General features: G+C 71.9%; 24 protein-coding genes. 15 read left to right on the forward strand and 9 right to left on the reverse strand.

Going from position 1 to position 25,393, the window contains the following annotated elements; translation table 11 throughout:
* Positions 1-390 (forward strand): hypothetical protein, encoded by a 390-nt coding sequence (locus tag IRX98_RS07920; RefSeq protein ID WP_224275600.1) that lies wholly within the window; start codon positions 1-3, stop codon positions 388-390.
* Positions 387-1,154, forward strand: coding sequence for a class I SAM-dependent methyltransferase (locus IRX98_RS07925; protein WP_224275603.1), 768 nt, complete (start codon positions 387-389; stop codon positions 1,152-1,154). The genes IRX98_RS07920 and IRX98_RS07925 overlap by 4 nt, the downstream gene beginning before the upstream one ends.
* Positions 1,155-1,156: 2 nt before the next feature.
* Here IRX98_RS07925 and IRX98_RS07930 read toward each other — a convergent pair whose 3' ends face one another.
* Together IRX98_RS07930 and IRX98_RS07935 are read right to left on the reverse strand one after the other, a co-directional pair.
* On the reverse strand, positions 1,157-1,630 hold the full coding sequence (locus tag IRX98_RS07930) for a P-loop nucleotide/nucleoside kinase family protein (RefSeq protein WP_224275606.1): 474 nt from the start codon (positions 1,628-1,630) through the stop codon (positions 1,157-1,159).
* A gap of 75 nt (positions 1,631-1,705) precedes the next feature.
* Positions 1,706-2,983, reverse strand: coding sequence for an HNH endonuclease signature motif containing protein (locus tag IRX98_RS07935; protein WP_224275608.1), 1,278 nt, complete (start codon positions 2,981-2,983; stop codon positions 1,706-1,708).
* A gap of 433 nt (positions 2,984-3,416) precedes the next feature.
* Between IRX98_RS07935 and IRX98_RS07940 the strand changes: the two genes are divergently transcribed.
* Positions 3,417-3,782, forward strand: a complete 366-nt coding sequence (locus IRX98_RS07940; protein ID WP_224275610.1) for a hypothetical protein — start codon at positions 3,417-3,419, stop codon at positions 3,780-3,782.
* 178 nt (positions 3,783-3,960) lie between these two features.
* Here IRX98_RS07940 and IRX98_RS07945 read toward each other — a convergent pair whose 3' ends face one another.
* The 3 genes from IRX98_RS07945 to IRX98_RS07955 all read right to left on the reverse strand — a co-directional run bounded on the left by IRX98_RS07945 (position 3,961) and on the right by IRX98_RS07955 (position 6,175).
* On the reverse strand, positions 3,961-5,046 hold the full coding sequence (locus IRX98_RS07945; RefSeq protein ID WP_224275613.1) for a DUF6183 family protein: 1,086 nt from the start codon (positions 5,044-5,046) through the stop codon (positions 3,961-3,963).
* 87 nt (positions 5,047-5,133) lie between these two features.
* Positions 5,134-5,544 (reverse strand): immunity protein CdiI family protein, encoded by a 411-nt coding sequence (locus IRX98_RS07950; protein ID WP_224275615.1) that lies wholly within the window; start codon positions 5,542-5,544, stop codon positions 5,134-5,136.
* 22 nt (positions 5,545-5,566) lie between these two features.
* Complete coding sequence (locus tag IRX98_RS07955; protein WP_224275617.1) at positions 5,567-6,175, reverse strand: flavin reductase family protein; 609 nt, start codon at positions 6,173-6,175, stop codon at positions 5,567-5,569.
* 56 nt (positions 6,176-6,231) lie between these two features.
* Here IRX98_RS07955 and IRX98_RS07960 point away from each other — a divergent pair, with 56 nt between their 5' ends.
* On the forward strand, positions 6,232-6,879 hold the full coding sequence (locus tag IRX98_RS07960) for an alpha/beta hydrolase (protein WP_224275619.1): 648 nt from the start codon (positions 6,232-6,234) through the stop codon (positions 6,877-6,879).
* A gap of 4 nt (positions 6,880-6,883) precedes the next feature.
* Here IRX98_RS07960 and IRX98_RS07965 read toward each other — a convergent pair whose 3' ends face one another.
* Positions 6,884-7,342 (reverse strand): GNAT family N-acetyltransferase, encoded by a 459-nt coding sequence (locus tag IRX98_RS07965; RefSeq protein WP_224275622.1) that lies wholly within the window; start codon positions 7,340-7,342, stop codon positions 6,884-6,886.
* On the reverse strand, positions 7,342-7,878 hold the full coding sequence (locus IRX98_RS07970; protein WP_224275624.1) for a GNAT family N-acetyltransferase: 537 nt from the start codon (positions 7,876-7,878) through the stop codon (positions 7,342-7,344). Before IRX98_RS07970 ends, IRX98_RS07965 begins: the two co-directional genes overlap by 1 nt.
* Before the next feature lie 145 nt (positions 7,879-8,023).
* Between IRX98_RS07970 and IRX98_RS07975 the strand changes: the two genes are divergently transcribed.
* The 11 genes from IRX98_RS07975 (at position 8,024) to IRX98_RS08025 (ending at position 23,699) form a co-directional block, all read left to right on the forward strand.
* Positions 8,024-9,451, forward strand: a complete 1,428-nt coding sequence (locus IRX98_RS07975) for a uracil-xanthine permease family protein (RefSeq protein ID WP_224275627.1) — start codon at positions 8,024-8,026, stop codon at positions 9,449-9,451.
* The gene (locus IRX98_RS07980) at positions 9,448-10,290 is read left to right on the forward strand and encodes an FAD binding domain-containing protein (protein ID WP_224275629.1); all 843 of its coding nucleotides are present in this window, start codon (positions 9,448-9,450) and stop codon (positions 10,288-10,290) included. Before IRX98_RS07975 ends, IRX98_RS07980 begins: the two co-directional genes overlap by 4 nt.
* Complete coding sequence (locus IRX98_RS07985) at positions 10,287-10,787, forward strand: (2Fe-2S)-binding protein (RefSeq protein WP_224275631.1); 501 nt, start codon at positions 10,287-10,289, stop codon at positions 10,785-10,787. Before IRX98_RS07980 ends, IRX98_RS07985 begins: the two co-directional genes overlap by 4 nt.
* The gene (gene cutA, locus IRX98_RS07990) at positions 10,784-13,180 is read left to right on the forward strand and encodes an aerobic carbon-monoxide dehydrogenase large subunit (RefSeq protein ID WP_224275634.1); all 2,397 of its coding nucleotides are present in this window, start codon (positions 10,784-10,786) and stop codon (positions 13,178-13,180) included. Before IRX98_RS07985 ends, cutA begins: the two co-directional genes overlap by 4 nt.
* On the forward strand, positions 13,177-13,818 hold the full coding sequence (locus tag IRX98_RS07995) for an SRPBCC family protein (protein ID WP_224275636.1): 642 nt from the start codon (positions 13,177-13,179) through the stop codon (positions 13,816-13,818). The genes cutA and IRX98_RS07995 overlap by 4 nt, the downstream gene beginning before the upstream one ends.
* Positions 13,815-15,206, forward strand: coding sequence for an amidase (locus IRX98_RS08000; RefSeq protein WP_224275639.1), 1,392 nt, complete (start codon positions 13,815-13,817; stop codon positions 15,204-15,206). Before IRX98_RS07995 ends, IRX98_RS08000 begins: the two co-directional genes overlap by 4 nt.
* A gap of 493 nt (positions 15,207-15,699) precedes the next feature.
* Positions 15,700-16,218, forward strand: a complete 519-nt coding sequence (locus IRX98_RS08005; RefSeq protein ID WP_224275642.1) for a hypothetical protein — start codon at positions 15,700-15,702, stop codon at positions 16,216-16,218.
* 75 nt (positions 16,219-16,293) lie between these two features.
* Entirely contained in the window at positions 16,294-18,825 is a 2,532-nt protein-coding gene (locus IRX98_RS08010) for an ELWxxDGT repeat protein (RefSeq protein ID WP_224275644.1), read from the forward strand.
* An 85-nt stretch (positions 18,826-18,910) separates the two neighbouring features.
* Positions 18,911-20,998 (forward strand): hydantoinase/oxoprolinase family protein, encoded by a 2,088-nt coding sequence (locus IRX98_RS08015; protein WP_224275647.1) that lies wholly within the window; start codon positions 18,911-18,913, stop codon positions 20,996-20,998.
* Positions 20,995-22,995 carry a hydantoinase B/oxoprolinase family protein gene (locus IRX98_RS08020; RefSeq protein WP_224275650.1) on the forward strand — a complete coding sequence of 667 codons (2,001 nt, stop codon included), beginning with the start codon at positions 20,995-20,997 and terminating at the stop codon, positions 22,993-22,995. Before IRX98_RS08015 ends, IRX98_RS08020 begins: the two co-directional genes overlap by 4 nt.
* 5 nt (positions 22,996-23,000) lie before the next feature.
* Positions 23,001-23,699, forward strand: a complete 699-nt coding sequence (locus IRX98_RS08025; protein ID WP_224275653.1) for an SDR family oxidoreductase — start codon at positions 23,001-23,003, stop codon at positions 23,697-23,699.
* Positions 23,700-23,777: 78 nt separating this feature from the next.
* Here IRX98_RS08025 and IRX98_RS08030 read toward each other — a convergent pair whose 3' ends face one another.
* Together IRX98_RS08030 and IRX98_RS08035 are read right to left on the reverse strand one after the other, a co-directional pair.
* A complete protein-coding gene (locus IRX98_RS08030) occupies positions 23,778-24,422 on the reverse strand; it encodes a response regulator (RefSeq protein WP_224275656.1) in 645 nt (214 codons plus the stop codon).
* Positions 24,419-25,384, reverse strand: a complete 966-nt coding sequence (locus IRX98_RS08035; protein ID WP_224275657.1) for a sensor histidine kinase — start codon at positions 25,382-25,384, stop codon at positions 24,419-24,421. The genes IRX98_RS08030 and IRX98_RS08035 overlap by 4 nt, the downstream gene beginning before the upstream one ends.
* Positions 25,385-25,393: the final 9 nt, after the last annotated feature.

Genomic DNA, 25,393 nt, shown 5'->3' on the forward strand with positions numbered 1-25,393 from the left:
GTGGGCCGGGGGACGGGGGTGCGGCTGCGCACGTGGCTGGCGCTGCTCGCGGTCTTCGTGGGCGGTGCCGCACTGTGGGCGTACGGCGCGTCCTGGGCCTTCGTGCGCGTGGCGGGCTTCTTCGCCGAGGGTTCGCCCGGCATCTCGATCGACAACCGGTCCGGTGAGGCGGTCGTGGTGACGACGACGCAGGTGGGCGCGACCGGAGGCGCGCGTCACCCGCTGGCCGTCGATGCACGCATCGGGGCGGACTGGGGGAGCTGCGCCACCACCGAGGTGGTGGTCGAGCTGCGCGGCGTGCCGGACCGGGCCGTCTCGCGCGAGCGCGTCGAGGTCTGCTCCGGCGACGTCGTCGTGGTGGGGGAGGACCTCGAGGTGGTCGTGCAGTGAGCGCGCGAGGTGGGACCGATCCGTTCTACTCCGACGCCCTGCTCTACGACCGGCTGTTCCCGGGAGGCGCGGAGGCCGTCGAGTTCTACCGGTCCCGAGCAGGTGAGCAGGGCGGCGACGTCCTGGAGCTCGGGTGCGGCACAGGGCAGAAGCTGATACCGATCGCGGCCGACGGGCATCGGTGCACCGGACTGGAGCTGTCGCCGGCCATGCTCGCCCGCGCTCGGCACAAGGCGGACGAACGCGGCGTCGAGGTGCAGTGGGTGGAGGGGGACATGCGTGACTTCGCGCTGGGACGCAGGTTCGACCTGGTGGTCATCGCGGCCAACTCGTTGCTGCACCTGCACGATGCCGAGGACCTGGTGAGCTGCTTCCGGGCGGTGCGGAGCCACCTCGCTCCCGGAGGTCGGCTGGTCTTCGACGTGTTCAATCCCGACGTGCGCGTGCTCGCTCACGCCGACGGCGTACGTCGTCGGCGCGAGGCGCTGTCGTACGTGGACCCCGACCGCGGGGCGATCCACGTCGACGTTGCGGAGACGTACGACGCGGTGGCGCAGGTGACGCGCGGGACGTGGTTCTTCTCCACCGATTCCGAGGCCGACTTCGTCGTCGTACCGCTCGAGATGCGGAGCATCTTCCCGCAGGAGCTGCCGCTGCTGCTCGAGCTCGGCGGCCTCCGCGTCGTGGACCGCTTCGGCGACTGGTCCCGTACGCCACTCACGGCGGATGCGTCGCTCCAGATCTACGTCTGCGAAGCGGACTGACGTCAGCCCTGCAGGACCGCGTCGAAGGCTCGTCGCTCGTTCTCGTCGGGGGACTGCGCCTGCATGAACTCGACCATCGCGACCACGTCCGACCTCTTCATCGGGGGATCCTCGGCACCGCGCTGCTCGATGCGGGCCCACAGCGTGTCGACAGTCACGTCCAGGTGGAGCAGCTCCGTGCGCGCACCGACCGCGGATGCTCCGGCACGCAGCCGTTCGCGCTCGTCTCGTGCCCACGTGCCCCACTCGATGATGGCGGTGCCGCCTGCTCGGAGAACGTCCAGCGCCACGGTCCACTGCAACGTCTCGATGCGAGCGCGCAGCTCGCTGTCCCACAGGTTGGCGTCGAGCGCAGCCATCCACTCGTCCGGACAGAAGCGGATCCCCGGTCGCTCTGACTGCAGCTTCCGTGCTGCGGTCGTCTTGCCGCTGCCCGGAAGGCCGGAGACGATGATCAGGCATCCGGCGTTGCTCATGGGCGGATCCTACGAGGATCTGTTCGTCGCCCGCATGCGCAATTGCGGCTGGCTTCCTGACCTGTGTCGTTGGGCCTACGTCCTTCTGTGGAACCTGAGGTCGCCGCTGGGGAGGCGGTCGGTGCGGTAGCCGGTGTCGTGGGCCCGGTGGTGGTGGTGCGGGCAGAGCAGGATCCCGTTGTCGAGGTCGGTGGGTCCGTTGTTGTGCCAGGGATCGAGGTGGTGGGCGTCGCACCACGTGCCGGGTGTGTCGCAGCCCTCGGCTCGGCAGGTGCGGTCGCGGATCAGCAGCGCCTTGCGCTGGGTCGGGGTGAACAGCCGCTTCGCACGTCCGAGGTCGACCGGGAGGCCGGTGCCGCCGAGGACCGCGGGCAGGATCTTCGCGGTGCACGCGAGCCGGCGCGCCTCGCTGGCGGTGATGCGGTCGCCGGTGAGGTCATCACCGGGCACGAGGCCGGCGCCGATGAGGTCGGCGGTCGCGAGCTCAGCGCGCAGGGAGGCCAGGGGGATGGTGACGATGACCGTGGTGGCATCCCCGCCGTGGATCGGGATCCGGGTGGGGTCGGCGGTCTCGAGGAAGCGGGCGAACGCCTCGCCCATGCGCCGCGGGTGGGGCAGCCGGGTGAACGGGTCAGCCGTCTGCTCCGCCTCGTCCTTGGGAGCGTCGGAACATTGGGCGCGGGGGTTGGCGAACGCTTGGAGGTAGGTCGCCAGCCGGGTCGCGACCGCGTCCGGGACAAGGGCGCTGATGCGGGTGGTGCCGTCGCCCTGACGGCGCATCGTCATCCGCGTCCGCTCCGCCGCGGCGGTTTCGAGGTCGGCCAGCCGGGCGGCCTCCGCGGCCTCGGCGATCTCTGGGGCGACCACGTCGAGGACCCGACGCCCGATGCGCCCGAGCTCCTTCGGCCCGAACTCGCCCGCGCACGCGACCAGGTGGGCTTCGGCACGGGTCACGGTGTCCGCGTCCACCGCCTGCGGTAGGGCGTCGAGCGCTCGGCGGATGACGTGCGCCTGGGCCAGGGTCACGGAGCCGTCGCGCATCCCCGACGCGAGCACCGGCCGCTCCCGATCCAGCGCACACGCGAGCGCGAGATCGGCGCGCGCGTCAGCGAACCGCGTACGCGTCTGGTGCGCCAACCAACCCGCGGCGTCCTTCGCACCGGTGGCGTCGGCCAGGTCGCCCGCGTCGGCCAGGACCCGCAACCGCAGCTCCACCAGCTGCGCCTCCGCTGCGACCAGCTCACGCAGTGCTGCTGCCTTGTCGGTCGTGGACATGAACGTCGGGTTCGCACCCGCCACGCCCTTCAGCAGACTCCGGATGTCGGAGGCAGCAGCCAAGATCGGGTGGTTCACGGACTGCCTCCTCTCGACGACGACTCGGCTCACGCACATGCGTGAGAACCAACGGTCGTCGCTCCTGGAGGCCCGGATCACCGGACTATTACTCACCCTCGCAACTCGCCCCACCAGCTCGGCATCTCGACTACCCGGTGACTGTGGAACGTGACACCGACATTACCCCATTCGGACCACATATAGAACACATGTTCGATCAAGTTCTGGTCAGATTCGAATGTGGTCGGTGACGACCTTGCATCTGTGGCACGCGCCAACGAGCGGTCGCAGCTGCTCAGGGGAATGGCCGCTCATCCTCTGCAGGCCAATCTCGTTCTGCGAGCTGCTCTCAAGGTGGTGGTCGTCGAACGCGTTCAGCGCGGCAGATCTCGACGGCGAGCGCAGCTGCCCTCAGCGCGTCAGATGAGTGCGTTCGGGGCATGATGCCGCCATGCCCGGTGCCGCGTCCCTCGTTGTCGCCCTCCGGCCTCTCCTCCCGTTGCAGATACGCGCAGTCGAGAACGACCCGACGTTGGTCGAGATCGGCGACCGTTGGTCGCTCGCGCTCAACGGTAACTGGACCTGGCGTCGCGATAGCGGCGTCGTGACCAGTTGGGGCCATCCCAGCGCGGAAGATGCCGTCTGGGACTTGTGCGGCTCCAAGGTGATCGGAATCTACTTTCCCGATCCCGCCTTCGACGGGGACTGTTCCTTCAGGCTGACAACCGGGTCTCTCGATATCACCTCCGACCGGTCTGGTTGGGAGACGTGGACCTTCCATCACGACGACCTCGACGTCGTGTTCGTCGGCCATTAACTCGACCGCACATCGGCATGTGCGGATGAGCTGATCGCGGCAGATCCAGATGGTCAGACCTCCGGCTCCTGGCGGATGGAACCCAGTGCTCATCCCGTAGCAGGTCGCGTCGCATTGGCGACCACGTGCAGCCGCACAGGCACCGCCACTTCGCCACCTCAGGGCCAGGGGCTCCGCCTCAGTCGGTGTCGGTCGCGGCGACCGTCGTGACGCTCGCGCCGTCCGTCACGACCAGCCAGACGTCCCACGCCACGTCGTCGAACCAGTCGTCGTCGGTCGCGAGCTGGATCCACGTGGCGTCTGCTGCCGCGTGCGCCACCTCGTCCACGGGGAGGTCCGTGGGGAGGCTGAGCAGCGCCCGGAGGCTGGTCCAGACCCTCAGTCGTGCCAGGGCGCCGCCCGGGCTGGGGGAGTAGGCGCCGCCGTTCGAGGCAGCGCTGAAGAGTGACTGCACCACGCGCGCCGGCGGGACGAGCACCGCCTCGCGGTCGGGACGCAACTCCGGCAGGTCGGCCGGGAAGGTGTCACCGAGGGCGTACCTCGCGACCTGCACGCTCCCGTTTGAGTAGTCCAACCAGTCCTGGAAGGGCGCAGCCACGAGGTCGGTGAGCACCGGGGCGGGAATGCCGACGCCGGGGATCAGGTCGCCGAGCGGGCCGCGCCCGGCGGGCAGGTCAGGCAGGCCCGTCCAGGACGAGCCGTTACCCGCACCGTACTGCGGCAGGCAGCCGCCCAGTCCGGCCTCGATGTCGAGCAGGCGCAGGGGAAGCTGCGCGAGGGGGTGAGCGGCGCGTTCCGCCCACCTTGCGTACCAGCTGGCGACCGGTCCGGCACCGCTCCCACGAAGCACCAGCTCGTGGCTCAGCAGGAGCCCGAACTCGGGATCGTCGTGCCGCAGCAGGTCCGCACGGAGGAGGTCCCCGACCTCTTCGGGAGGACGGCGGCCGACGATCTCCCGCGCGTTCCTGAGACGGACGTAGTCGGGGCGCGGGGACGGGGTGGGCTGCACCGGTGGACGTGCTCCGAGCTCGACGGCGACGCGGGTCGCCTCGGCACCCCGATCCTGGCACGACAGCACGAATGCGTCTCTCCTGAGGGCGTCGAGGGCGATGTCGAACCCGTGTCGGTAGAGGTCGTCGTCGAGCGCCTGGGCTATGTCGAGGGCGGCGGTCGGCGTCCCTCGGATGGCCCGGGCCATGCGCTGCTGCGCGTCGCGCCAATCCCGGGAGCCGCGCGCCTGGCGCACCCATGTCCAGTCGTCCACGACGCGAGCCTAGGACCCGGGGACGGGTGACGCTGGTGCGGGACAGTTGAGCCCGCTCATCGCCAGATCCGCGCTCACGCCCCTTCGTCAGGAGTGGTACCAGACGCGGTAACGCGCCCCAACCTCTGCCTTCAGCCGCTCCGCCAATGCTTCGCCGCGGCTGTCGAGCCGATGACTCTGCTCTTGCCAGTCATCTACGACGGGCCCGTCATGCAGCGCAGACACGTCCTGCATCCAGGTCAAGAGGTCGTCGATGAGCGCATCGCCCAGCGCAAGCGCCCGTCGCATCCACTCAGCGTCGCCGCCGAGCAGTCCGCCATCGGCCCACAGTGGTCCGGCACCTTCGTCCCACATGATTCGCAGGCTTGTTCCCTCGTAGGAGAAGTACTCCTCAGTGGAGACGGCACGCGCTTGCGCGCCTTCGGGCCGAGTGGCCGACCAGTAGGCCCCGTGGGGGTAGTCCCCGAGGTACGGCTCTGGACGCTCGTCGTGCTCCACGACGGATCCAATCACGCGCGTGTCACTGCGGACGGCGCAAGTCGAACCGGTTGCTGGTGTCGATGCCGAAGTAGGCCGTCGGTCCGCCAGCGCGCAGGATCGGCTGCGCCCGGGCGGTGTCGTAGATGCCGTCCACCAGCAGGTTCTCGTCGATGTGCACGCCGACCACCTCGCCGACGGTGAACCACGAGCCGCTGGCCGCACCCGACGCGGTCTGCAGCTCGACGATCTGGGTGACTCGGCACTCGAAGCTGACCGGCGCCGCAGCGACTCGAGGCGCCTCGACCTCCAGCGAGGCGACGGCCTCGAGCCCGGCCGCCTCGAACTCGTCGACGTCCTTGGTGGTCGAGGTGGCGTTCATCTGCTCGGCCAGCGGGCGGGTGGCGAGGTTCCAGGTGAACTCGCGCGTCGCTTCTGCGTTGGCAACCGTTCCCTTCCAGCCGTTGCTGGAGAATCCGACCAGCGGCGGGCTGTAGTTCAGCGCGTTGAAGAAGCTGTACGGCGCGAGGTTGCGTCGGCCCTGCGCGTCCAGCGTCGCGATCCAGCCGATCGGGCGCGGCGCGACGATGGAGTTGAAGGGGTCGTGCGGCAGCCGGTGGCCGTCCGCAGGGCGGTAGAAGTGTTCGCTCACCTGTGCATGACATCAGAGCGCTGGGTGCTGCACTCGACGTCGGTACGGTCGACGCCATGAGGTTCTACGTCCACGGAGCCGGACGCGCCGGCCGTGAAGCCTGGCCGGCGCAGGCGGACGACGGCGCCGTCTTCGCCGACCACTCGGCCGCGACCGGGGCGTCGGACAAGGCAGCGCTCCTGCGCGAGCAGTGCCCGTCGCGGGACGTCGTACTGGTTGCCCACTCGCTCGGCGCGGTGCCGGCCGCGCTCGGGCTGGACGTGACGTCGCTGTCGCACGTGATCCTCGTCGAGCCGGCGCTCTACGACGCCGCTCGCGGCGACGTCGCCGTGGAGGCTCACATCTCGGCGATCACCACCGCGCGTGAGTCGGCCGACGCACGTGACCTCTTCGGCTACTGGCAGGTCGTCGCGCCGCTGATGTTCGGGCGCCCGGCGACCGACGCGGCGTGGGAGGAGGACGAGCCCCTGGCGGCGCGCTTCGCCGCCGTCGAACCACCGTGGGGTCACGGCGTCGACGCGACCGTCTTCGGCGCCGTGCCGACGCTCGTCGTGACAGGAGACTGGAACGAGGAGTACGAGGCGATCGCCGAGTGCCTCGCGGAAGCAGGTGCCTCGCACGTCCACCTGACGGGTCATCGACACCGCCCCCAGGACCACGCCGGCTTCGAGGCGCTGGTCGCCGACTTCACCGGGACCCCGTGACGGGCTACGGACGAGCCAGCGCCTTCTCGTAGAAGATCCGCGTCAGTCCGTGCTCGGTCGCCCGGTGCGTCTCGTCGTACCCGATCCGTTCGTAGAGCCGCTGGTTCTCCACCATCGACACGTGCGTGAAGAGGCGGATGCGGGTCCGGCCGAGGGCCAGCGCACGCTCCTCGGCCAGCTCGAGCAGGGCGCGGCCGACGCCGTGGCCGTGGCACCTCGGCAGCACGGCGACGTTGTCGAGCAGCAGGGCATCGGGCTCGGCGACCACGACCAGGTAGCCGACCACCTCGCCGTCCTCGTCGGCCACCCAGACCTCGTCGGCGGCAACGGCGGCGGCGTAGTCCGCATCCAGCGGCCGGGGGCGCTGACCGCCCATGCGGGAAAGGTAGGGGGAGTACGCCGCCAGCGCCACGCGCTCGATCGCCGCCACGTCCTCGGCGGTCGCGCGGCGGAGGACGGCCATCAGCCCGGCATCCGTACGCCGAACCACTGCTCGGCGTCGAACTCCTCGAAGCGTGCGAGCTCGGTGAACCCCAGTCGCGCGGCCAGGGCGAGCGAGCGGTCGTTGGCGGCCTGGGTGCACACGACCACCGGCTCGCCGAGCCTCTCGTCGGACCACACGAGGATCGCCGCGCCCGCCTCGGCGGCGTACCCGTGCCCCCAGGCGGCCACGGGCATCACGTAGCTGAGCTCGAGGAACGGACCCTCGAGCGCAGCGCCGCCGGGGCGCGACGGGTCGCGACGGCCCAGGCCCATCCAGCCGACGAACCGCCCGTCGTGCTCGAGGACGAACTGCGCCGGGCGGTCGGCCGGCACCTCCGGCAGCTCGGCCTCGAGCGTCGCGCGGTCGCGCCCGCCGCCGAGGTGGTGGTTCACCGTCGGGTCGGACCCCATGTCCAGGAACACCTCGCGGTCGCGGGCCTCGGGCGGGCGCAGCAGGAGGCGCTCGGTGCGGATCGGGGCAAGCGGCCAGTCATCGAGGACGAGGGGCTGGACCATGCGGGGAGCGTAGCGCTGAACCGCGCAAGAACTTGTCATCACATCGGGCGTTCCTTCGGCAGTTCTCGCCAGTGAGGCCGTGTGATGTGGCGCACTAGTTTGAGGCTTCTCGGGTATCCACCCCTGCGAAAACTGGAGGCCTCACATGTCGATGTTCAAGTGGGACGTGGTCGATCCCGCACCGGGCGAAACGGTGCTCCCGCACCAGCGGCTGCCGTGGGGCAAGACGATCGGCCTGGGCGCCCAGCACGTGGTCGCCATGTTCGGCGCCACCTTCGTCTTCCCGCTCGTCATGGGGCTCGACGCCAACCTCGCGATCATGTTCTCGGGCCTCTGCACGATCCTGTTCCTGCTCATCGTGCAGAACCGGGTGCCGAGCTACCTCGGCACGAGCGCCTCGTTCGTGGCCTCGGTCGCTGCGATCCGCGCGCTCGACGAGGGCAACGACTCCTCCTACGTCACCGGCGCGATCCTCGTCGGCGGCCTCGTGCTCGCCGCGGTCGGCGTCCTGGTGCACTTCGCGGGGGCGGATCTGATCCACCGGATCCTGCCGCCCGCCGTCACCGGCGCCGTCGTGATGCTCATCGGCTTCAACCTCGCGCCCGTCGTGGCCGGCATCTACTGGCCCCAGGACCAGTGGATCGCGCTGCTGACGGCCGCGTTCATGGTCTTCGCAGCCGTTGCGCTGCCGGGCTTCTGGTCGCGCATCGCGGTCTTCCTCGCGCTCGTCTTCGGCTACGTGCTGTCGTGGATCTTCGACCTCGTCTTCGGGCCCATCACGTCCGTCCTCGGTGGCGCCACCGAGGCGACCGAGCACGACCGGCTCTTCGCGATCAGCGGCGTCGGTGACGCCGCCTGGTTCGGCCTCCCGTCGGGCACCCTCGCCGACGGCGTGTCCGTCGTCCACGGCCCGTCCTTCTCGCTCACCGCCATCCTGCTGGTCCTGCCCGGCGTCATCGCCCTGGTCGCGGAGAACACCGGGCACGTCAAGGCCGTCGCGGAGATGACCGGCGAGGACCTCGACCCCTACATGGGCCGCGCCATCGGCGCCGACGGCATCGCCACCGCCTTCGCCAGCGCATTCGGCGGCTCGCCCACCACGACGTACGCCGAGAACATCGGCGTCATGGGCGCCACGCGGGTCTACTCCTCCGCCGCCTACTACGTCGCCGCAGCCGTCGCCATCCTCCTGGGCCTCTGCCCGAAGTTCGGCGCGGTCGTCAACGCCACCCCCGGAGGCGTCCTGGGCGGCATCACGGTTGTGCTCTACGGAATGATCGGACTGGTGGGAGCCAAGATCTGGGTCGAGAACAACATCGACTTCGGCAACCCCGTCAACATGGTCGGCCTCTCCGCCGGCCTGATCGCCGGCATCGGCGGCGTGACCCTCACGTTCGGTGACGACTTCGAGCTCGGCGGCATCGCCCTCGGCACGATCCTGGTCATCGTGTTCTTCCACATGGTCAAGGGCCGCGGCGGCGACGGCGCCGGCAACGTGACCCGCAACCTCAGCCACCCCGACTACGACGGCGGCGTCGACGACGCAGCCTCCGGAGGCACCGCACCCCGATGAAGCCTGCACCCTTCGCCTACCTGCGTCCGTCCACCCTCGAGGAAGCCCTCGCGGCGCTCGCGGGGGAGCAGGGGGCGAAGGTGCTGGCCGGCGGCCAGTCCCTGGTCCCGCTGCTGTCCATGCGGCTGGCCGCACCGTCGATGCTCATCGACATCAACGCCCTGCCGGACCTCGGCCACGTCACCTGCGACGAGGCCGGGGTCCGGGTCGGGGCCCTCGCCCGCCACGCCCACGTGCTCGCCTCGCCCGAGGCGGCCACCACCCAGCCGCTCGTCGCGATGGCGCTGGCCAACGTGGCCCACCCCACGATCCGCAACCGCGGCACCACTGTCGGCTCGATCGTGCACGCCGACGCCGCGGCCGAGATGCCCATGGTGCTGCGGCTGCTCGAGGGATCGGTCGACGTCGCGTCGGTGCGCGGTCGGCGTACGATCCCGGCCGCGGAGCTCTTCGCCGGCCCGCTGGAGTCCACGCTGGCCCACGACGAGATCGCCGTCGAGGCGTTCTTCCCGGCGCTCGCGCCCGGTGCGGGCGTGGCCTTCCAGGAGATCTCGCGCCGCCACGGCGACTACGCCCTCGTCGGTGTCGCCGCCCACGTCGAGCTCGAGGGCGACGAGGTCGTCCGGGCCCGGCTCGGTTACCTCTCGGTGAGCGACGTGCCCGTCGTCGTCGACGTCAGCGACTCGCTGGCCGACCCCGCGGGCGCAGCCCTCGCCGAGCTCGAGCCGGTCGACGACATCCACGCCACCGCCGACTACCGCGCGCACCTGGTGCGCGTGCTGACCCCCCGCGTGCTGGCCGCCGCGACCGACCACGCCCGGCAGAGGATGAACGCATGAGCGAGCAGATCCACGACGTCCGCCTGCACGTCAACGGCTCCGTCCACGAGGTACGCGTCCCCGCGCGCCGCCTGCTGTCCGACGCGCTGCGCCACGACTGCGGCCTCACCGGCACCCACGTCGGCTGCGAGCACGGCGTGTGCGGCGCGTGCACCGTGCTGGTCGACGGCGCGCCGATGCGCTCGTGCCTGATGCTGGCGGTCTCGGCGGTCGACGCCGAGATCACCACCGTCGAGGGCCTGACCGAGGTCGACGGGACGCCGCAGGGCCGGCTCAGCCCGGTGCAGCAGGCGTTCTCCGACTGCCACGGTCTGCAGTGCGGCTTCTGCACCCCCGGCTTCCTGACCACCATCACGGCCGGGCTCGAGGAGAACCCCGACCCGACCGAGGACGAGGCGCGGGAGATGATCGCGGGCAACCTGTGCCGCTGCACCGGCTACCAGAACATCGTGAAGTCGGTGCTCCGCGCTGCCGAGATCAAGCAGGAGCGCGCATGACCACCAAGCTGTTCGGCACCAAGGTCGCCCGCGTCGAGGACCAGCGCTTCCTGCGCGGCCAGGGCCGCTACGTCGACGACCTCCTCCACGACGACCCCCGGCTGCTGCACGCCGCGGTGCTGCGCTCGCCGCACGCCCACGCGCGGATCACCGACATCGACGTCGCCGACGTGCTCGACGTCGAGGGCGTCGTGGCGGTGTGGACCCACGACGACCTCACCGACGCGATGGCGGAGCCGCTGCCGCTGCTCATCCCGCACCCGACGCTGACCCACGGGCGCACCCAGTACGCCCTGGCGAAGGACGAGGTGAACTACGTCGGCGAGGCGATCGCCTTCGTGGTCGCCGTCGACCGCTACGTCGCCGAGGACGCGGTCGCGCGGATCCGGGTGTCCTACGAGCACCTCGAGCCCGTCGTCGGCATCGACGCCGCCCGCGCGGCGAAGCGGCTGGTGCACGACGACGTGCCCGGCAACGTCGGTGCCCGGATGGAGCAGGAGAACGGCGACGCCCGCGCGGCCATCGCCGACGCGCCCCACACCCTGGTGCTCGACCTCGACATCGAGCGGTCCGCCTGCACGCCGATGGAGGGTCGCGGCACCGTCGCGCGCTGGGACCCCGACACCAGCCGGCTGACGGTCTGGTCGTCGACGCAGACCTCCACCGGCGTACGCGGCTGCGTGGCCGCCAAGCTCGGCCTCGACCTGGCCAAGGTCGACGTCATCACCCCTGACGTCGGCGGTGGCTTCGGCGTGAAGGTCGTGCACCCGTGGCCCGAGGAGCTCCTCGTCCCGCTGGCGGCGAAGACGCTCGGCCGGCCGGTGAAGTTCACCGAGGACCGCCGCGAGCACTTCATCTCCTCCGCGCACGAGCGCGCCCAGCAGCACCACGTCGAGGTCGGCTTCGACGACGACGGGCGCGTGCTCGGGCTCAACGTCGAGTTCTGGCACGACCACGGCGCCTACACGCCGTACGGCCTCATCGTCCCGATCATCACCTCGACCCAGCTGCTCGGCCCCTACAAGCCGCTCAACTACCGCGTGGTCTTCGAGTCGCTCTACACCAACACCGTCATCGTCACGCCCTACCGCGGCGCCGGTCGCCCGCAGGGCTGCTTCGTGATGGAGCGGACCATGGACGCGATCGCGGCCTACCTCGGCAAGGACCGCACCGAGGTGCGCAGCACCAACTTCATCCAGCCCGACGAGTTCCCCTACGAGCACGGCCTGATCTTCCAGGACGGCCGCGAGCTGACCTACGACTCGGGCGACTACCCGGCCTCGCTGGAGAAGCTCAAGGCGCTGGTCGGCTGGGACGAGTTCGAGGACTTCCGCGCCGAGATGGCCGCCCAGGGGCGTCGCGTCGGCATCGGTCTGGCCTGCTACGTCGAGGGCACCGGCGTCGGCCCCTACGAGGGCGCCCACGTGCACGTCGAGACGTCCGGCAAGGTCAAGGTCGCCACCGGCCTCACCACGCAGGGCCAGGGGCACCAGACCGCGTTCGCGCAGATCGTCGCCGACACCCTCGGGGTGCGCTTCGAGGACGTCGAGATCACCACCGGCGACACCCGCAAGATGCCCTACGCCGTGGGCACCTTCGCCTCGCGCGCCGCGGTGATGAGCGGCTCCGCGATCCACCTCGCCGCGCTGCGCGCGAAGGAGAAGGCGCTGCGGATCGCCGCCGAGGCGCTCGAGGCGGCCGAGGAGGACCTCGAGATCGTCGACGGCGTCGTGAGCGTCAGGGGTACCGACACCAGCATCGACCTCGGCACCGTCGCGGTCCTGTCCAACCCGCTGCGCTACGCCTTCGACGAGGCGTCCAAGGCCGCCACGCAGTTCAGCGTCGGCGACCCGGGCAAGCCGCCGGTGGCCGAGGACGACGAGCCAGGCCTGGAGGGCAAGGACTTCTACTCCCCGCCGCGCTCGACCTTCGCCAACGGCATGCACGCCGTGATCGTGGAGACCGATCCCGACACGGCCGAGATCACGATCCTGAAGTACGCCGTCGTCCACGACTGCGGGCACCTGATCAACCCGATGATCGTCGAGGGGCAGATCCACGGCGGCGTCGCGCAGGGCGTGGGCGGTGCGCTCTACGAGCGGATGGCCTACGACGAGTCCGGGCAGCTGCTCAACGCGTCCTTCATGGACTTCCTGATGCCCTACGCCTCCGAGGTGCCGACCAGCATCGACATCGACCACCTCGAGACCCCCTCGCCCCTCAACCCGCTCGGCATCAAGGGCGCGGGCGAGGCCGGCGTCATCCCGTCCGCCGCCGTGTTCGCCGCGGCGATCGAGGACGCCGAGGGCTTCCCCATCACGGCGATGCCCATCTCGCCGTCCGAGCTGTACGCGCTGCGCCTGACGCACGCCGACCCTGAGGAGACCCCGTGAAGTTCACCGGAGAGAACGTCCTGGCCGCACCTGTGGAGCAGGCGTGGGACGCGCTGCTCGACCCGGCGGTGCTCGTGCGCACCATCCCGGGCTGCGAGAAGCTCGAGGCGACGGGGGAGAACGCCTACGCGATGACCGTCACCGCCGGCGTCGCCTCGATCAAGGGCACCTACGCCGGCTCGTGCGAGCTGCGCGACCTCGTGGAGCACGAGTCGCTGGTGATGAAGCTCGACGGCGCCGGGGCACCGGGCACGATCGGTGCCACGGTCAACGTGCGCTTCACCCCCGAGGGCTCCTCGACGCGGATCTCGTACGACGCCGACGCGGTCGTCGGCGGGATGATCGGCGGTGTCGGGCAGCGCATGCTCACCAGCGTCTCGCGCCGCATGGCCGGGGAGTTCTTCGGCAACGTCGACGGCGTGCTGGCGGGCGGGCCGGTCGCTGCGGCCGTCACCGCCCCCGCGGGTGCCACCGTCGAGCCCGGCGCGCCCGCGCCGGCCGGCGCGGTCTTCACCGCCCCGGCCAAGGCGTCGTCGCCGGTCGGCTCCCAGCAGGACTTCCTGACCGGCGTCGCCGTCGGGGCAGGTCTGGTCCTGCTCGGCGCCGTGGTCGGCGGCCTGCTCGGTCGCCGTCGATGACCGACCTCACGGTCGACTCCACCGCCCGCGCGCAGGCGGCCGCCGTACGCTCCGGCGAGGTCTCGGCCACCGAGCTGCTCGAGCTGCACCTCGACCGCATCGAGGAGCGCAACCCCGAGCTCAACGCGATCGTCTCCCTCGACGCCGAGCGCGCGCGGGCCTGGGCGGCGGTCGCCGACCAGGCGCAGGCCTCCGGCGAGGTCGTCGGCCCGCTGCACGGGCTGCCCTTCGCGGTGAAGGACACCCACGCGCTCAAGGGCTGGCGCACGACCTACGGCTCGCCGATCTTCGCCGACTCCGTCGCCGACCACGACGTCCTGCACGTCGAGCGCGTGCGCGCGGCGGGCGCGGTCTTCGTCGGCAAGACCAACGTGCCGGAGTTCGCTGCCGGGTCCCACACCTTCAACACCGTCTTCGGCGTCACCCGCAACCCGGTCGACCCGACCCGCTCCGCCGGCGGGTCGAGCGGGGGAGCGGCGTGCGCGCTGGCGTCTGGCATGGTGCCCCTGGCCGACGGCTCGGACATGGGTGGCTCGCTGCGCAACCCGGCGTCGTTCTGCGGCGTCGTGGGCATGCGGCCCTCGCTCGGACGGGTGCCCGAGTGGCCGCTCTACAACCAGTGGGAGACCACGTCGGTGGGCGGGCCGATGGCCCGCAACGTGGGCGACCTCGCCCTGCTGCTCTCCGTGCTCGCCGGCCCCGACCCGCGTGCCCCGCACGCCCTCGGCGACCCCGGCGCCCTCTTCGCGTCCGAGCTGCGGCCCGCCTCACTGGCCGGCCTGCGGGTGGCCTGCTCCGTGGACCTCGGCGGCGCACTCGTGGTGGACCACGCGGTCGCGGACGTCGTACGCGCCACCGCGACGCGGCTCTCCGACGCCGGCGCGGCCGTCACCGACGCCGCCCCCGACCTCGCGCTGGCCGACGACACCTTCCGCACCCTGCGGGCCTGGCACTTCCAGGCCAAGTTCGGCGCGCTCCTCGCCGAGCACCCGACGTCGTTCAAGCCGTCCCTCGAGGCCAACATCCGGGCGGGGGAGTCGCTGACCGGTGCCGACGTCGCCCGGGCCTACTCCCAGCGCACCTCGCTGTCGGAGACGATGCGGCTCTTCTTCGGCGAGCACGACGTGCTCCTGCTGCCGACCTCGCAGGTCCCGCCGTTCCCGGTGGAGCAGGAGTTCCCCGAGGCGATCAACGGCGAGGAGATGCCCGACTACCTCGCGTGGATGCGGTCGGCCTACTTCATCACCGTCACCGGCTGCCCCGCGATCTCGGTGCCCGCCGGCACCACCCCCGACGGCCTGCCCGTGGGCGTCCAGCTCGTCGCGCGCCACGGCGCCGACCGGCAGCTCCTCGAGGTCGCCGCGGCCGTGGAGGAGCTCCTCTCCTGATCCACGACCTGTGGACAGGGGTGTGGACGAGAGTGCGTTCGCTGGGGATGACCCGGCCCTGGCTGTGCACGACGCGCCGGAACCCGAAGTATGTGGGAAATAGGCGCCTCCGGCCCTTGTGGGGGCCGGTCGCAGGGGCGTAGAACTCTCCCTACGCAGCCCCGCAAGGGGAGGCGGGACAGCTCCGGGAGGAGGGTCCGTACGACGAGCACCGGTTCGCCCGGGGCCCGTCGCAGGCACCGGGTGATGCGGTGGCTGGGACCTGACGGCACGGAGTGGTCGACCGGGACATCACCACGACCGGTCACCCGATGACCAGGACGCTTCGGCGGCCGGGGCATCAGGAGAAGGGCCCTTGGCGCTCATACCGCCGAGGGCCCTTCTTTCCGTTCCACGCGCGGGTTGCCCGGCGGTGGACGGAGCCTCCTGCGGGTGATGACGTCCGGGCGCGGCCCGTCCTACGCTGCCCGCACCACTCCGGGGGGATCCAGCCGTGCGTGCAGCCGCCACATCCGCAGCAGTCCTGCTCCTCGCCACGCTCGCGCCCGCAGCGGGCTCGGCCGGCCACGACCCGCAACGCGGCGACGCGGCCGGACCAGGGACGCGCACGGTGCTGGCAGTTGCCCGGCCCGACGGGGACGTCGTACGACGTGGTGCGGGCGCCGGGCTGGTGCAGGCACAGGTCGGTGCCCCGGCCCTCAAGCCGGGCTTCCCGGTCGACGTGCTGTTCACCGGTGGCAGCTACCAGTGCTGCGCCTCCGGGGTCCTCGTCGGGGACGTCGACGGCGACCCGGACCTCGAGATCCTCGCCAGCGGCATCGCGCGGGGCACCACGACGGCAGTTGACCCGGACGGCAGCGTGCTCCCCGGCTGGCCCGTCGGCACGCGGTCGCACGAGTACCTCTCGATGGCCGAGCTCGACCCCGCGACGCCGGGCTTCGAGGTGGTGAGCAACAACGTCCACGACCGGATCACTGCCCGCGACGGCGCGGGACGCGCGTTGCCCGGCTGACCCCGGTCGAACTACATCGGCGGATCCCACCCGGCGGCGGCGCTGGACCGCGACGGCGACGGCACCGACGACCTCGTGCTCAACCGCGACGACCACTACTACTGGACGCTCGACGCGCAGGGCGACGTCGTCCGGGGCGGTGGGTGGCCGCTGCGCGGCCCCGGGGCGTTCCAGCGCCAGGCACAGTCCACGGTCGCCGATCTCGACGGGGACGGCCGCCCGGAGGTGCTGGGCGGGGGACACTCCTACAGCGGCGAGGCCAACGCCGGCGCCTGGCACGCCGACGGCACGGCCGTCGAGGGCTGGCCGGTGCACGTGGAGGGCTTCAGCGCGCGCGACCGCCTCTCCGTGGCCGACGTGGTCGGCGACAGCCGGCCCGAGGTGGTCGTCGAGGCCAGCGGGTCGATCGAGGTGCTCCGGGGTGACGGGAGCCGGGTGGCGCGCTGGGACGTCACGGGCCCCGCAGGTCAGCTCACCAGCACTCAGCACCCGGCGCTCGGCGACCTCGACGGGGACGGTGACTTCGAGGTCGTGGTGGGCTCTCCGCTCCTCGTCCACGCCTACCAGGGCGACGGGACCGAGCTCCCCGGGTGGCCGCGACCGATCCGCGAGCTCGAGCCGGGTGTCGTCCACGACACGTCGCCGGTGATCGGCGACCTCGACAACGACGGCCGCCAGGACGTGGTGGCCTCCGGATGGGCGTACGACACCGACGGCAAGCGCTACCACTTCGTCTGGGCGTGGGACCGCACCGGCGCCGCGCTGCCGGGCTTCCCGCTCCGTCTCGACACCTCCACCGGCTGGACGCCGGCGATCGCCGACCTCGACGGCAACGGTCGCTCGGACCTCGTCGTGGTCGGCCACCACCCCGACAACTTCGGCGGCTACTCGCCCGGGATCTTCGCCTTCGAGTACCCCACGGGCAGTGCCGCACCCGCCGACTGGGGGCAGTACGCCGGTGGGCCGCGCCGTCAGGGCGTGCCCCGGCAGGCGCTGCTGCCCGCCGCGCGGACCGGCGCCGCAGGCGATCCCGGTCCGTTCAGCCGGCTCGCGGACGCCTGGGCCGGCACGACCGGCAGCGACCCCCGCGACCTCGTCGTGCTCGGCGACCAGGTCGTCTACACCGCCCGCACGGAGCAGGCCGGGCGCGAGCTCTGGGTGAGCGACGGGACCGCCGGTGGCACGCGCCTGCTCGACGACGTACGCCCCGGGCAGGCGTCGTCGACGCCGCAGGAGCTGGAGGTGGCCGGGGGCCGGGTCTGGTTCACCGCCGACGACGGCGTGGCCGGACGCGAGCTGTGGTCCACCGACGGCACGACGGCGGGCACGCGGCTCGAGTCGGACATCGTGCCCGGAGCCGCGAGCTCGCGGCCGCAGGAGCTGACCTCCGTCGGATCGCGGCTCTTCTTCTCTGCGAGCACTGCGGCCGGCCGCGAGCTCTGGACCAGCGACCAGGCCGGGACCCGCCTCGCGGTCGACACCACCACCGCAGGCTACGGACTGCCGTTCGACAGCTCGCACGTGCGCTGGATCGCTGCGGCCGGCGACCGCGTCACCTGGCTGGCCCGCGACAGCGACGCCCCCGACGGACAGACCTTCGTCTCCCTCTTCGGCTCAGACGGCACGAAGGTCGGCACGCAGCGGCTCGTGCCCGCCGACCTGTCGGCTGGTGCTTCGGAGCTGCTCGTGCACGGTGGCGTGACCGAGGCTGGCGACGGACACAGCTGGTACCGCATCGACCAGCGGCTGGTCCGCACGGACGGCACGACCTCGGGCACCACCGCGCGCCAGTGGCCCGAGCACACCGACCTCCACATGGGCGACCCCGCGCCGCGGGGTCCGGAGGCGCTGCTCGCCTCCAGCGTCGGCAGTCGCGGCCTCGAGCTCTCCCGGCAGGAAGCCACCCTCGTCAAGGACCTCGACGACGGCTCGCAGCAGACCCCCATCGGCTTCGTGACCGCCTCGGGCGCCCCGGCGGACATCCGCGCCTGGGGTGCGGGATGGTTCCTCAGCGCGCGGACCCTCGTCGCCGGTCGCGAGCCGTGGACGAGCGACGGGACGGCCGCGGGGACCCGGCAGGTCGCCGACCTCGCTCCCGGCCCCGCCGACAGCAACCCGCGCCCGCTCGTCGACCTCGGCGACCGGATGCTGCTGCGCGCGACGACCGCCGGCGAGGGGGACGAGCCGTGGGTCCTCGCCCCGTCGGGCGCGGCCCAGCGCCTCGCGGACGTCGCTGCCGGGGCGGCGGGAAGCCGTGCGGGCGAGGCCGTGCTCCTCGGTGACCGGGTGGTGCTCGTCCTCGACGACAGCGCGTCCGGCCGGGAGCTCTGGGCGGTGCGGGTCGCGGACGTGCCGGTCCCCGCGACGACGACGCCCACCCCGACGCCGACCCCCACTCCGACGGAGACCCCCACCCCGACCCCGACCCCGACGGAGACCCCTACCTCCGGGCCGTGCGCCTCGCCCCGGACCGTGCGCCGGCTGTCGGTCGGTCGCCACGTGATCCGCGTGCGTGCGACCAGCGCGGCGGGCGTGCGTGAGACCACGCCGGCGGTCGCCCGGTGGCGGGTCGTGCGGGCGGGTCCCCGCGTGCCGGCCTCCGGCTAGCGGTGCAGAGATTGCCGATGAATCGCTCGTTCGTGAGCAATCCTTGCCGTGGCCCTCGCCACGTCCACCTCGGTTGAATCCTCCCATGAGCAAACGGCGGATCAGGATCGGCATCGACACCGGTGGCACGTTCACCGACGTGGTCGCCTTCGACGAGGACTCGGGCGAGCTGGTCACGACCAAGACCCCGAGCACCCCCGGCAACCCGGCGGACGGCTTCATCGCCGGCATCGAGAAGATCCTCGGGATCGTGGGTGCCGAGGGTGCCGACATCGCGGCGGTGTCGCACGGCACGACCGTGGCGACCAACAAGCTCCTCGAGGGCAAGGTGGAGGCGCTCGGCTTCATCACCACCGAGGGCTACGAGTTCATGCTGGAGATCGCGCGCCAGTCGGTGCCCGACGGCTACGGCAACTCCTACTTCTGGGTCAAGCCCGACCGCATCGTGCCGGCCGACCGGGTCCGCACGATCGGTGGCCGCCTCGACTTCACCGGCGCCGAGGTGCGTCCCTTCGACGAGGAGTCCGCGGTCGCCGCGGCCCGGTGGTTCCGCGACCAGGGGATCACCACCCTCGGTGTCTGCCTGCTCCACGCGTACGCCAACGACGAGCACGAGCTGCGCATGCGCGAGATCCTGCGCCGTGAGCACCCCGAGGCGGTCGTGTCGATCTCCAGCGAGGTGCTGCGCGAGTACCGCGAGTACGAGCGCGCGATGACCACGCTGGTCGACGCGGCCGTGAAGCCCAACGTCAGCCGCTACGTCACCAACATCTCCGAGCGTCTGGTCGGCTTCACCGGCAACGAGATCCCGTTCTACGTCATGAAGTCCAACGGCGGCGTGCTCTCGGCCGACGAGGTCGTCCACCAGCCGATCACGACCGTGCTGTCCGGCCCGGCCGCCGGCGCCCTCGGCGCCGCGCTCATCGCCAAGGTCGCCGGCTTCCCGCGGATCCTCACCTGCGACGGCGGTGGCACCTCCACCGACGTCTCGGTCGTCCTCGACGGCGAGCCGACCCTGACCACCGAGGGCACGGTGGGTGCCTACCCGAGCAAGATCCCGATGATCGACGTCGTCACCGTCGGCGCGGGCGGCGGCTCCATCGCCTGGCTCTCGCCCGAGGGCACGCTCAAGGTCGGCCCCCACTCGGCCGGCGCCGACCCCGGCCCGCTCTGCTACGCCAAGGGCGGCACCAGCCCGACCATCACCGACGCCCACGTCACCCTCGGCCGGATCCCTCCCCACCTGCTCGGTGGCGAGATCCCGCTGGACGTCGACGCCGCGCGCGCCGGCATCGCCGACCTCGCCGACCGCCTCGGCCTCGACTTCGAGCGTTGCGCCACCGGCATCCTTGAGATCTCCGCCTGGAACCAGGCCAACGCCCTGCGCCAGGTGAGCGTCAAGCGCGGCCTCGACGTGCGCGACTTCATGCTCACGACCTTCGGCGGCTCCGGCTCGCTGCTGGCCTGCCGCCTCGTCGACATCCTCGACCTCGCGGGCGTCGTGGTGCCGCCCAACCCGGGCAACGTGAGCGCATTCGGCCTACTGACCGTCGACGTGAAGAACGACTACGTCCAGACCCACGTCGCCAAGGAGTCCGCGCTCGACCACGCGGCCGTCCAGACGGTCCTCGACACCCTCACCGACCGGGCCCGCGAGGCGCTCGCGAAGGAGGGCTTCACCGAGGACCAGCACCAGTTCCTCCGCACCATCGACGTGCGCTACGTCGGCCAGGCCTACGAGGTGCGTGTCGCTGCACCCGAGGGCGTGATCGACGACGCGTACGTCGCCCAGGTGGCCGACACCTTCCACGCCGAGCACCGCCAGCTCTACGGCTACGACTTCCGCGGCGACGCCACCCAGCAGGTCGAGTGGGTCAACCTGCGCGTCACCGGCATCGGGCCGATCACGCGTCCGGAGATCCCGACCCTCGACAAGGCCGACGGCACCGTCGAGGACCGCGCGGTGCGCGGACGACGCCCGGTGTGCTTCGACCCCGAGCAGGGCTACGTCGACACCCCGGTCATCTGGCGCACCGACCTCGGCGCCGGCGACGCCTTCACCGGCCCCGCCATCGTGGAGGAGTTCGGCTCCACCATCCCCGTCCACCCCGGCTTCGAGGTCGTGGTCGACGACTGGGCCAACCTCGTGATCCGGAAGGAGTCGGGCCGATGAGCACCGACGTCAGCACCCGCCCCGTGGACCCGGCCTACGTCACCGCGAAGCCGGTCAACCCGGCCGGCCTGCCCACGGCGTACGCCCACGGCGGGCGCCTCACGCCCGAGGGCTCGAGCGTGGACCCGATCCTCGTCGAGATCGTCCAGGGCACCCTGGCCAGCGTCGAGATGGAGGTCGAGACCGCCATCGGTCGCACCAGCCGCTCGCCGATGATCCGCGACGCCCACGACTTCCGCGCCGGCATCCACGACCGCCAGCTGCGCAAGCTCACCGGCAGGTCCTACAGCGCGCTCGTGCACCCGATCGTGCGCGACTTCCCGCTGGAGGAGATGCGCGAGGGCGACGTGTTCTTCCACAACGACGTCTACGAGTCCGAGGGCGGCATCGGCCACCTGCCCGACCTGTGCGTCACCGTGCCGGTCTTCCACGAGGGCGAGGTCGTCGCGTTCGTGCAGGCCTTCGGCCACCACGACGACATCGGCGGTGCGTGCCCCGGCTCGATGCCGAGCGGTGCGACGAGCGTCTACGAGGAGGGCCTCGCGGTCCCGCCGATCAAGCTGTGGGACGCAGGCGTGCCCAACAAGGCCGCGCTGCGGATCATGACGCGCAACTCGCGCATGCCCGACAGCCTGGCCGCCGACCTCGACGCCGAGTGCTCGGCCTGCCTGATGGGCGCCCGCCGCCTCAGCGAGCTGTTCGAGCGCTACGGCCGCGAGGCGATCGAGACGTCCTTCGACGCGATCCTCGACGCGACCACCGAGACCTACCGCCGCGAGATCCTGTCCAAGATCCCCGACGGCACCTACGTCTGGGAGGACTACGCCGAGCACGACGGCGTCGACGAGCCGCAGCTGCACACGCAGCGGATCACCCTGACCAAGGTCAGCGACGCCCCGGCCGACCTCGAGAACGGCCGGCCCGCCGGACCGCGGCTGATCATCGACTTCACCGGCACCAGCGCGCAGGCCAAGGGCCCGATCAACCACTGCGGCGACTACGTCGGCGGCAACTTCCTCAAGAAGTGGCTCGCGCCGATCCTGCGCAACCTCGCCGACACCCCCGAGCGGATGGCCGAGCTCGACGTCAACGAGGGCATCGTGCCGCTGATCGAGATGCGCTTCCCCGAGAAGGGCACGCTGCTCACCCCCATCCACCCCGGCCCGACCAACGCCCGCACCTTCGTGATCCTGCGTCTGCTCGGCGTGCTCGCCGGCGTCGTGGCCAAGGCGGTGGACGGCAAGATGCCGGCCGACCAGGAGACGATCCGCTACACCGGCGTCTACGGCAAGGACCTCGAGGGCAACGACTACCTCATGCGCGAGGTGCTCGGCGGCGGCTCCGGCGGTCGCTACTACGCCGACGGCGAGGACACCATCCACGTGGTGCCCGACTCCCGCAACCTGCCGACCGAGTTCACCGAGTCGCGATTCCCGTTCATCGTCGAGCGCCTCGGCCTCGCGGTCGACTCCGGCGGTGCGGGGGAGTTCCGTGGGGGCCTGGGCTACGAGAAGCAGATCCGGATGCTCAAGGACGCGCACTTCATGTCCATCGCCGACCGCTCGATCCTGGCCTGCTGGGGCGTGCGCGGCGGCAAGGCCGGTGCGCCCTTCCAGGTCGTCATCGACCCGGGTGGCCCCGAGGAGCGCGAGGTCGACGCCCTCGCCGACGCCGAGGTGATCCGTGCCGGCCAGGTCGTGCGGATCCGTACGACGGGTGGCGGCGGCTGGGGCGACCCGCTCGCCCGCGACCCCGAGCTCGTCGTGCGCGACGTGGTCTGGGGCAAGGTGTCGGCCGAGGCCGCGCTGCGCGACTACGGCGTCGTGCTCACCGGTTCTCGTGACGGCGGCGACCTCGGCTTCGACGCCGCGGCCACCGGGGCGGAGCGCGCGGGCCGCGCCTCGTGGAGCCGCGACGACGACGCGTTCTTCGACCGCGGTCCGGGCTACGCCGAGCTGGCCGACGGCGCCCCCTTCGCCGAGGTCGACAGGATCTGATCCTGATGTCGGCGTCGGTGCAGCGCGTCGCGGTGCTCGGCGGCCACGGCAAGACCGGGCGTGCGGTCTGCGACGCACTTGCCGACCGTGACGTCGAGGCCGTCCCCCTGGGGCGTGCGGACTGGCCGGACCTCGCGGCAGCCGTGGACGGGTGCGGGGCGGCGTACGTCATCGCGCCCAACCTGCACCCCGACGAGCCGGCGTACGTCGCCTCCGCCCTGGCCGCCCTGACCGCCGCGGGCGTGGGGAGGGTCGGCTACCACTCGGTGGCCTCGCCCTACGTGCCCGCGATGCCGCACCACCTGGGCAAGGCCGCTTCCGAGGACCTGGTCCGCCGCAGCGGGCTGGAGTGGACGACCCTCCAGCCCGGTGCCTACCTCCAGAACCTCGACCTCACCGGTCCGGTCGACCTGCCCTACTCGCCCGACGTGCCGTTCGGCTTCCTCGACCTCGACGACCTCGGCCGGGCGGCCGCACTCGTGCTGACCGAGGACGGGCACGCCGGGGCGACGTACGAGCTCGCGACCCGCGTCGCGACGGTCCGCGAGCTCGCGGAGGAGGCGGGCGTCGAGGTCCGACGGGTGCCCGACCCGGGGACGCACCCGTGGCTGTCGGCGATGTTCGCCTACTACGACGCCCACGGATTGCCGGTGGGGACGCGGGTGCTCGCGGCGCTGATCGGACACACGCCGGGCTCCTCCTGACGTCAACGGGGAGGATCGCTCACGACATGTCACGCGGACCTTCCCCAGCGGCTCGCCGACGGTGCGACACCGCCGCCGTCACGGCTCGATGAGGCCGGCCCGGATGGCGTAACGGGTGAGCTCCACCCGGTCGCGCATCCCCAGCTTGCCGAGGATGTTGGCGCGGTGGCCCTCGACGGTCTTGGGCGCAATGTGGAGCTCCCGGGCGATCTCGCGCGACGAGCGCCCCTCGGCGATCAGCTTGATCACCTGGTCCTCGCGGGCGGTCAGCACCGAGTTCGGCACCCGCTCGCCGCGGCGCAGCCGGTCGAGGTAGTCGCGCACCAGCGTGCTCTCCGCGCCCGGGTAGAGGAAGGTCTCGCCCCGCATTGCTGCCCGGCACGCGCCGACGAGGTCCTCGTCGGCCACGGACTTGAGGACGTAGCCGCTGGCGCCGGCCTTGAGGGCACCGAAGAAGTACTGCTCGTTGTCGTGCATCGACAGCATCAGGATCCGGGGCGGCTCGCGGCGCCGGGCGATCTCCGCCGCGGCTTGCAGCCCGGTCATGCGCGGCATCGCGATGTCGAGCACGACGAGGTCGACCTCGGTGTCGCGGACGCGCTCGACCGCCTTGACGCCGTCGGCCGCCTCAGCGACGACCGAGAGGTCCGTCTCCTGCTCGAGGATGAGGCGTACGCCGCGGCGCACCAGCGTGTGGTCGTCGGCGAGCAGGATCCGAATCATGCGCCTGCCTCCACGGGCACGGCGAGCCGCACGGTCGTGCCGTGCCGACGCCGGCTGACGACCGACAGCTCGGCCCGCACGAGCGCGGCCCGCTCGCGCATGCCCATCAGCCCGGACCCGTCGGCGAGACCCTCGAAGCCGCGGCCGTCGTCGCGGACGTCGAGCACCACGCAGGCACCGAGCCGTTGGAGCGAGAGCTCGACCTCCCGGGCTGCGGCGTGCCGCGCGGCATTCGTGAGCGCCTCCTGCGCGACGCGGTAGATCACGACCTCCGCCTCGGGGCTGAGAGCGGGGAGCCCGGGGGCGAACGACCTGCGCACCGACGCCGCGCTGTGGTTGGCGAAGTCCGTGGCCAGGGCGGCCAGCGCGCTCGTCAGGCCGAGGTCCTCGAGCACGCCCGGGCGCAGCCTGCGCGCCACCCGGCGTACGTCGTCCAGGCCGGCGCGGGCGCTCTCGCGGACAGCCGCGAGCTCGGGCACCAGCGCCGCGGGTGCCTGTGCCTCCAGCTGTTTGAGGCCGAGCAGCACAACCGTCAGGCTCTGGCCGACCTCGTCGTGCAGCTCCTGGGCGATCCGGTGCCGCTCGGCCTCCTGGGCGGCGAGCGCGCGGGCGTCACCGGCGCGGCGCTCCTCGGCCAGCCGGGCGAGCAGCCCGTTGACGCTGCGGGCGATGCCGAGCACCGGTCCCGACCCCTCCTCGGGAAGCTCGGTGGGCTCCAGGCGCGCGATGTCCTCCAGCAGGGCGATCAGCCGGTTGAGGGGAGCGAGCGCCCAGCGGATCAGGAGCGCGTTGGTCACCAGCACGACAGCCAGGCCGATCCCCACCACGAGGACCTCCGACCGCACCGGGTCTGACGACACGCTGGCAGGGGAGAGGACCAGCACCAGCGCGCCCACGAGGAACACCGCACCGTTGATCAGGCAGATCGTCCAGAACAGCGGGAGGTGGCTGGGCAGGCGCATGCCCCACCT

It is taken from the genome of Nocardioides lacusdianchii, from assembly GCF_020102855.1.
Classification (GTDB): Bacteria; Actinomycetota; Actinomycetes; order Propionibacteriales; family Nocardioidaceae; genus Nocardioides; species Nocardioides lacusdianchii.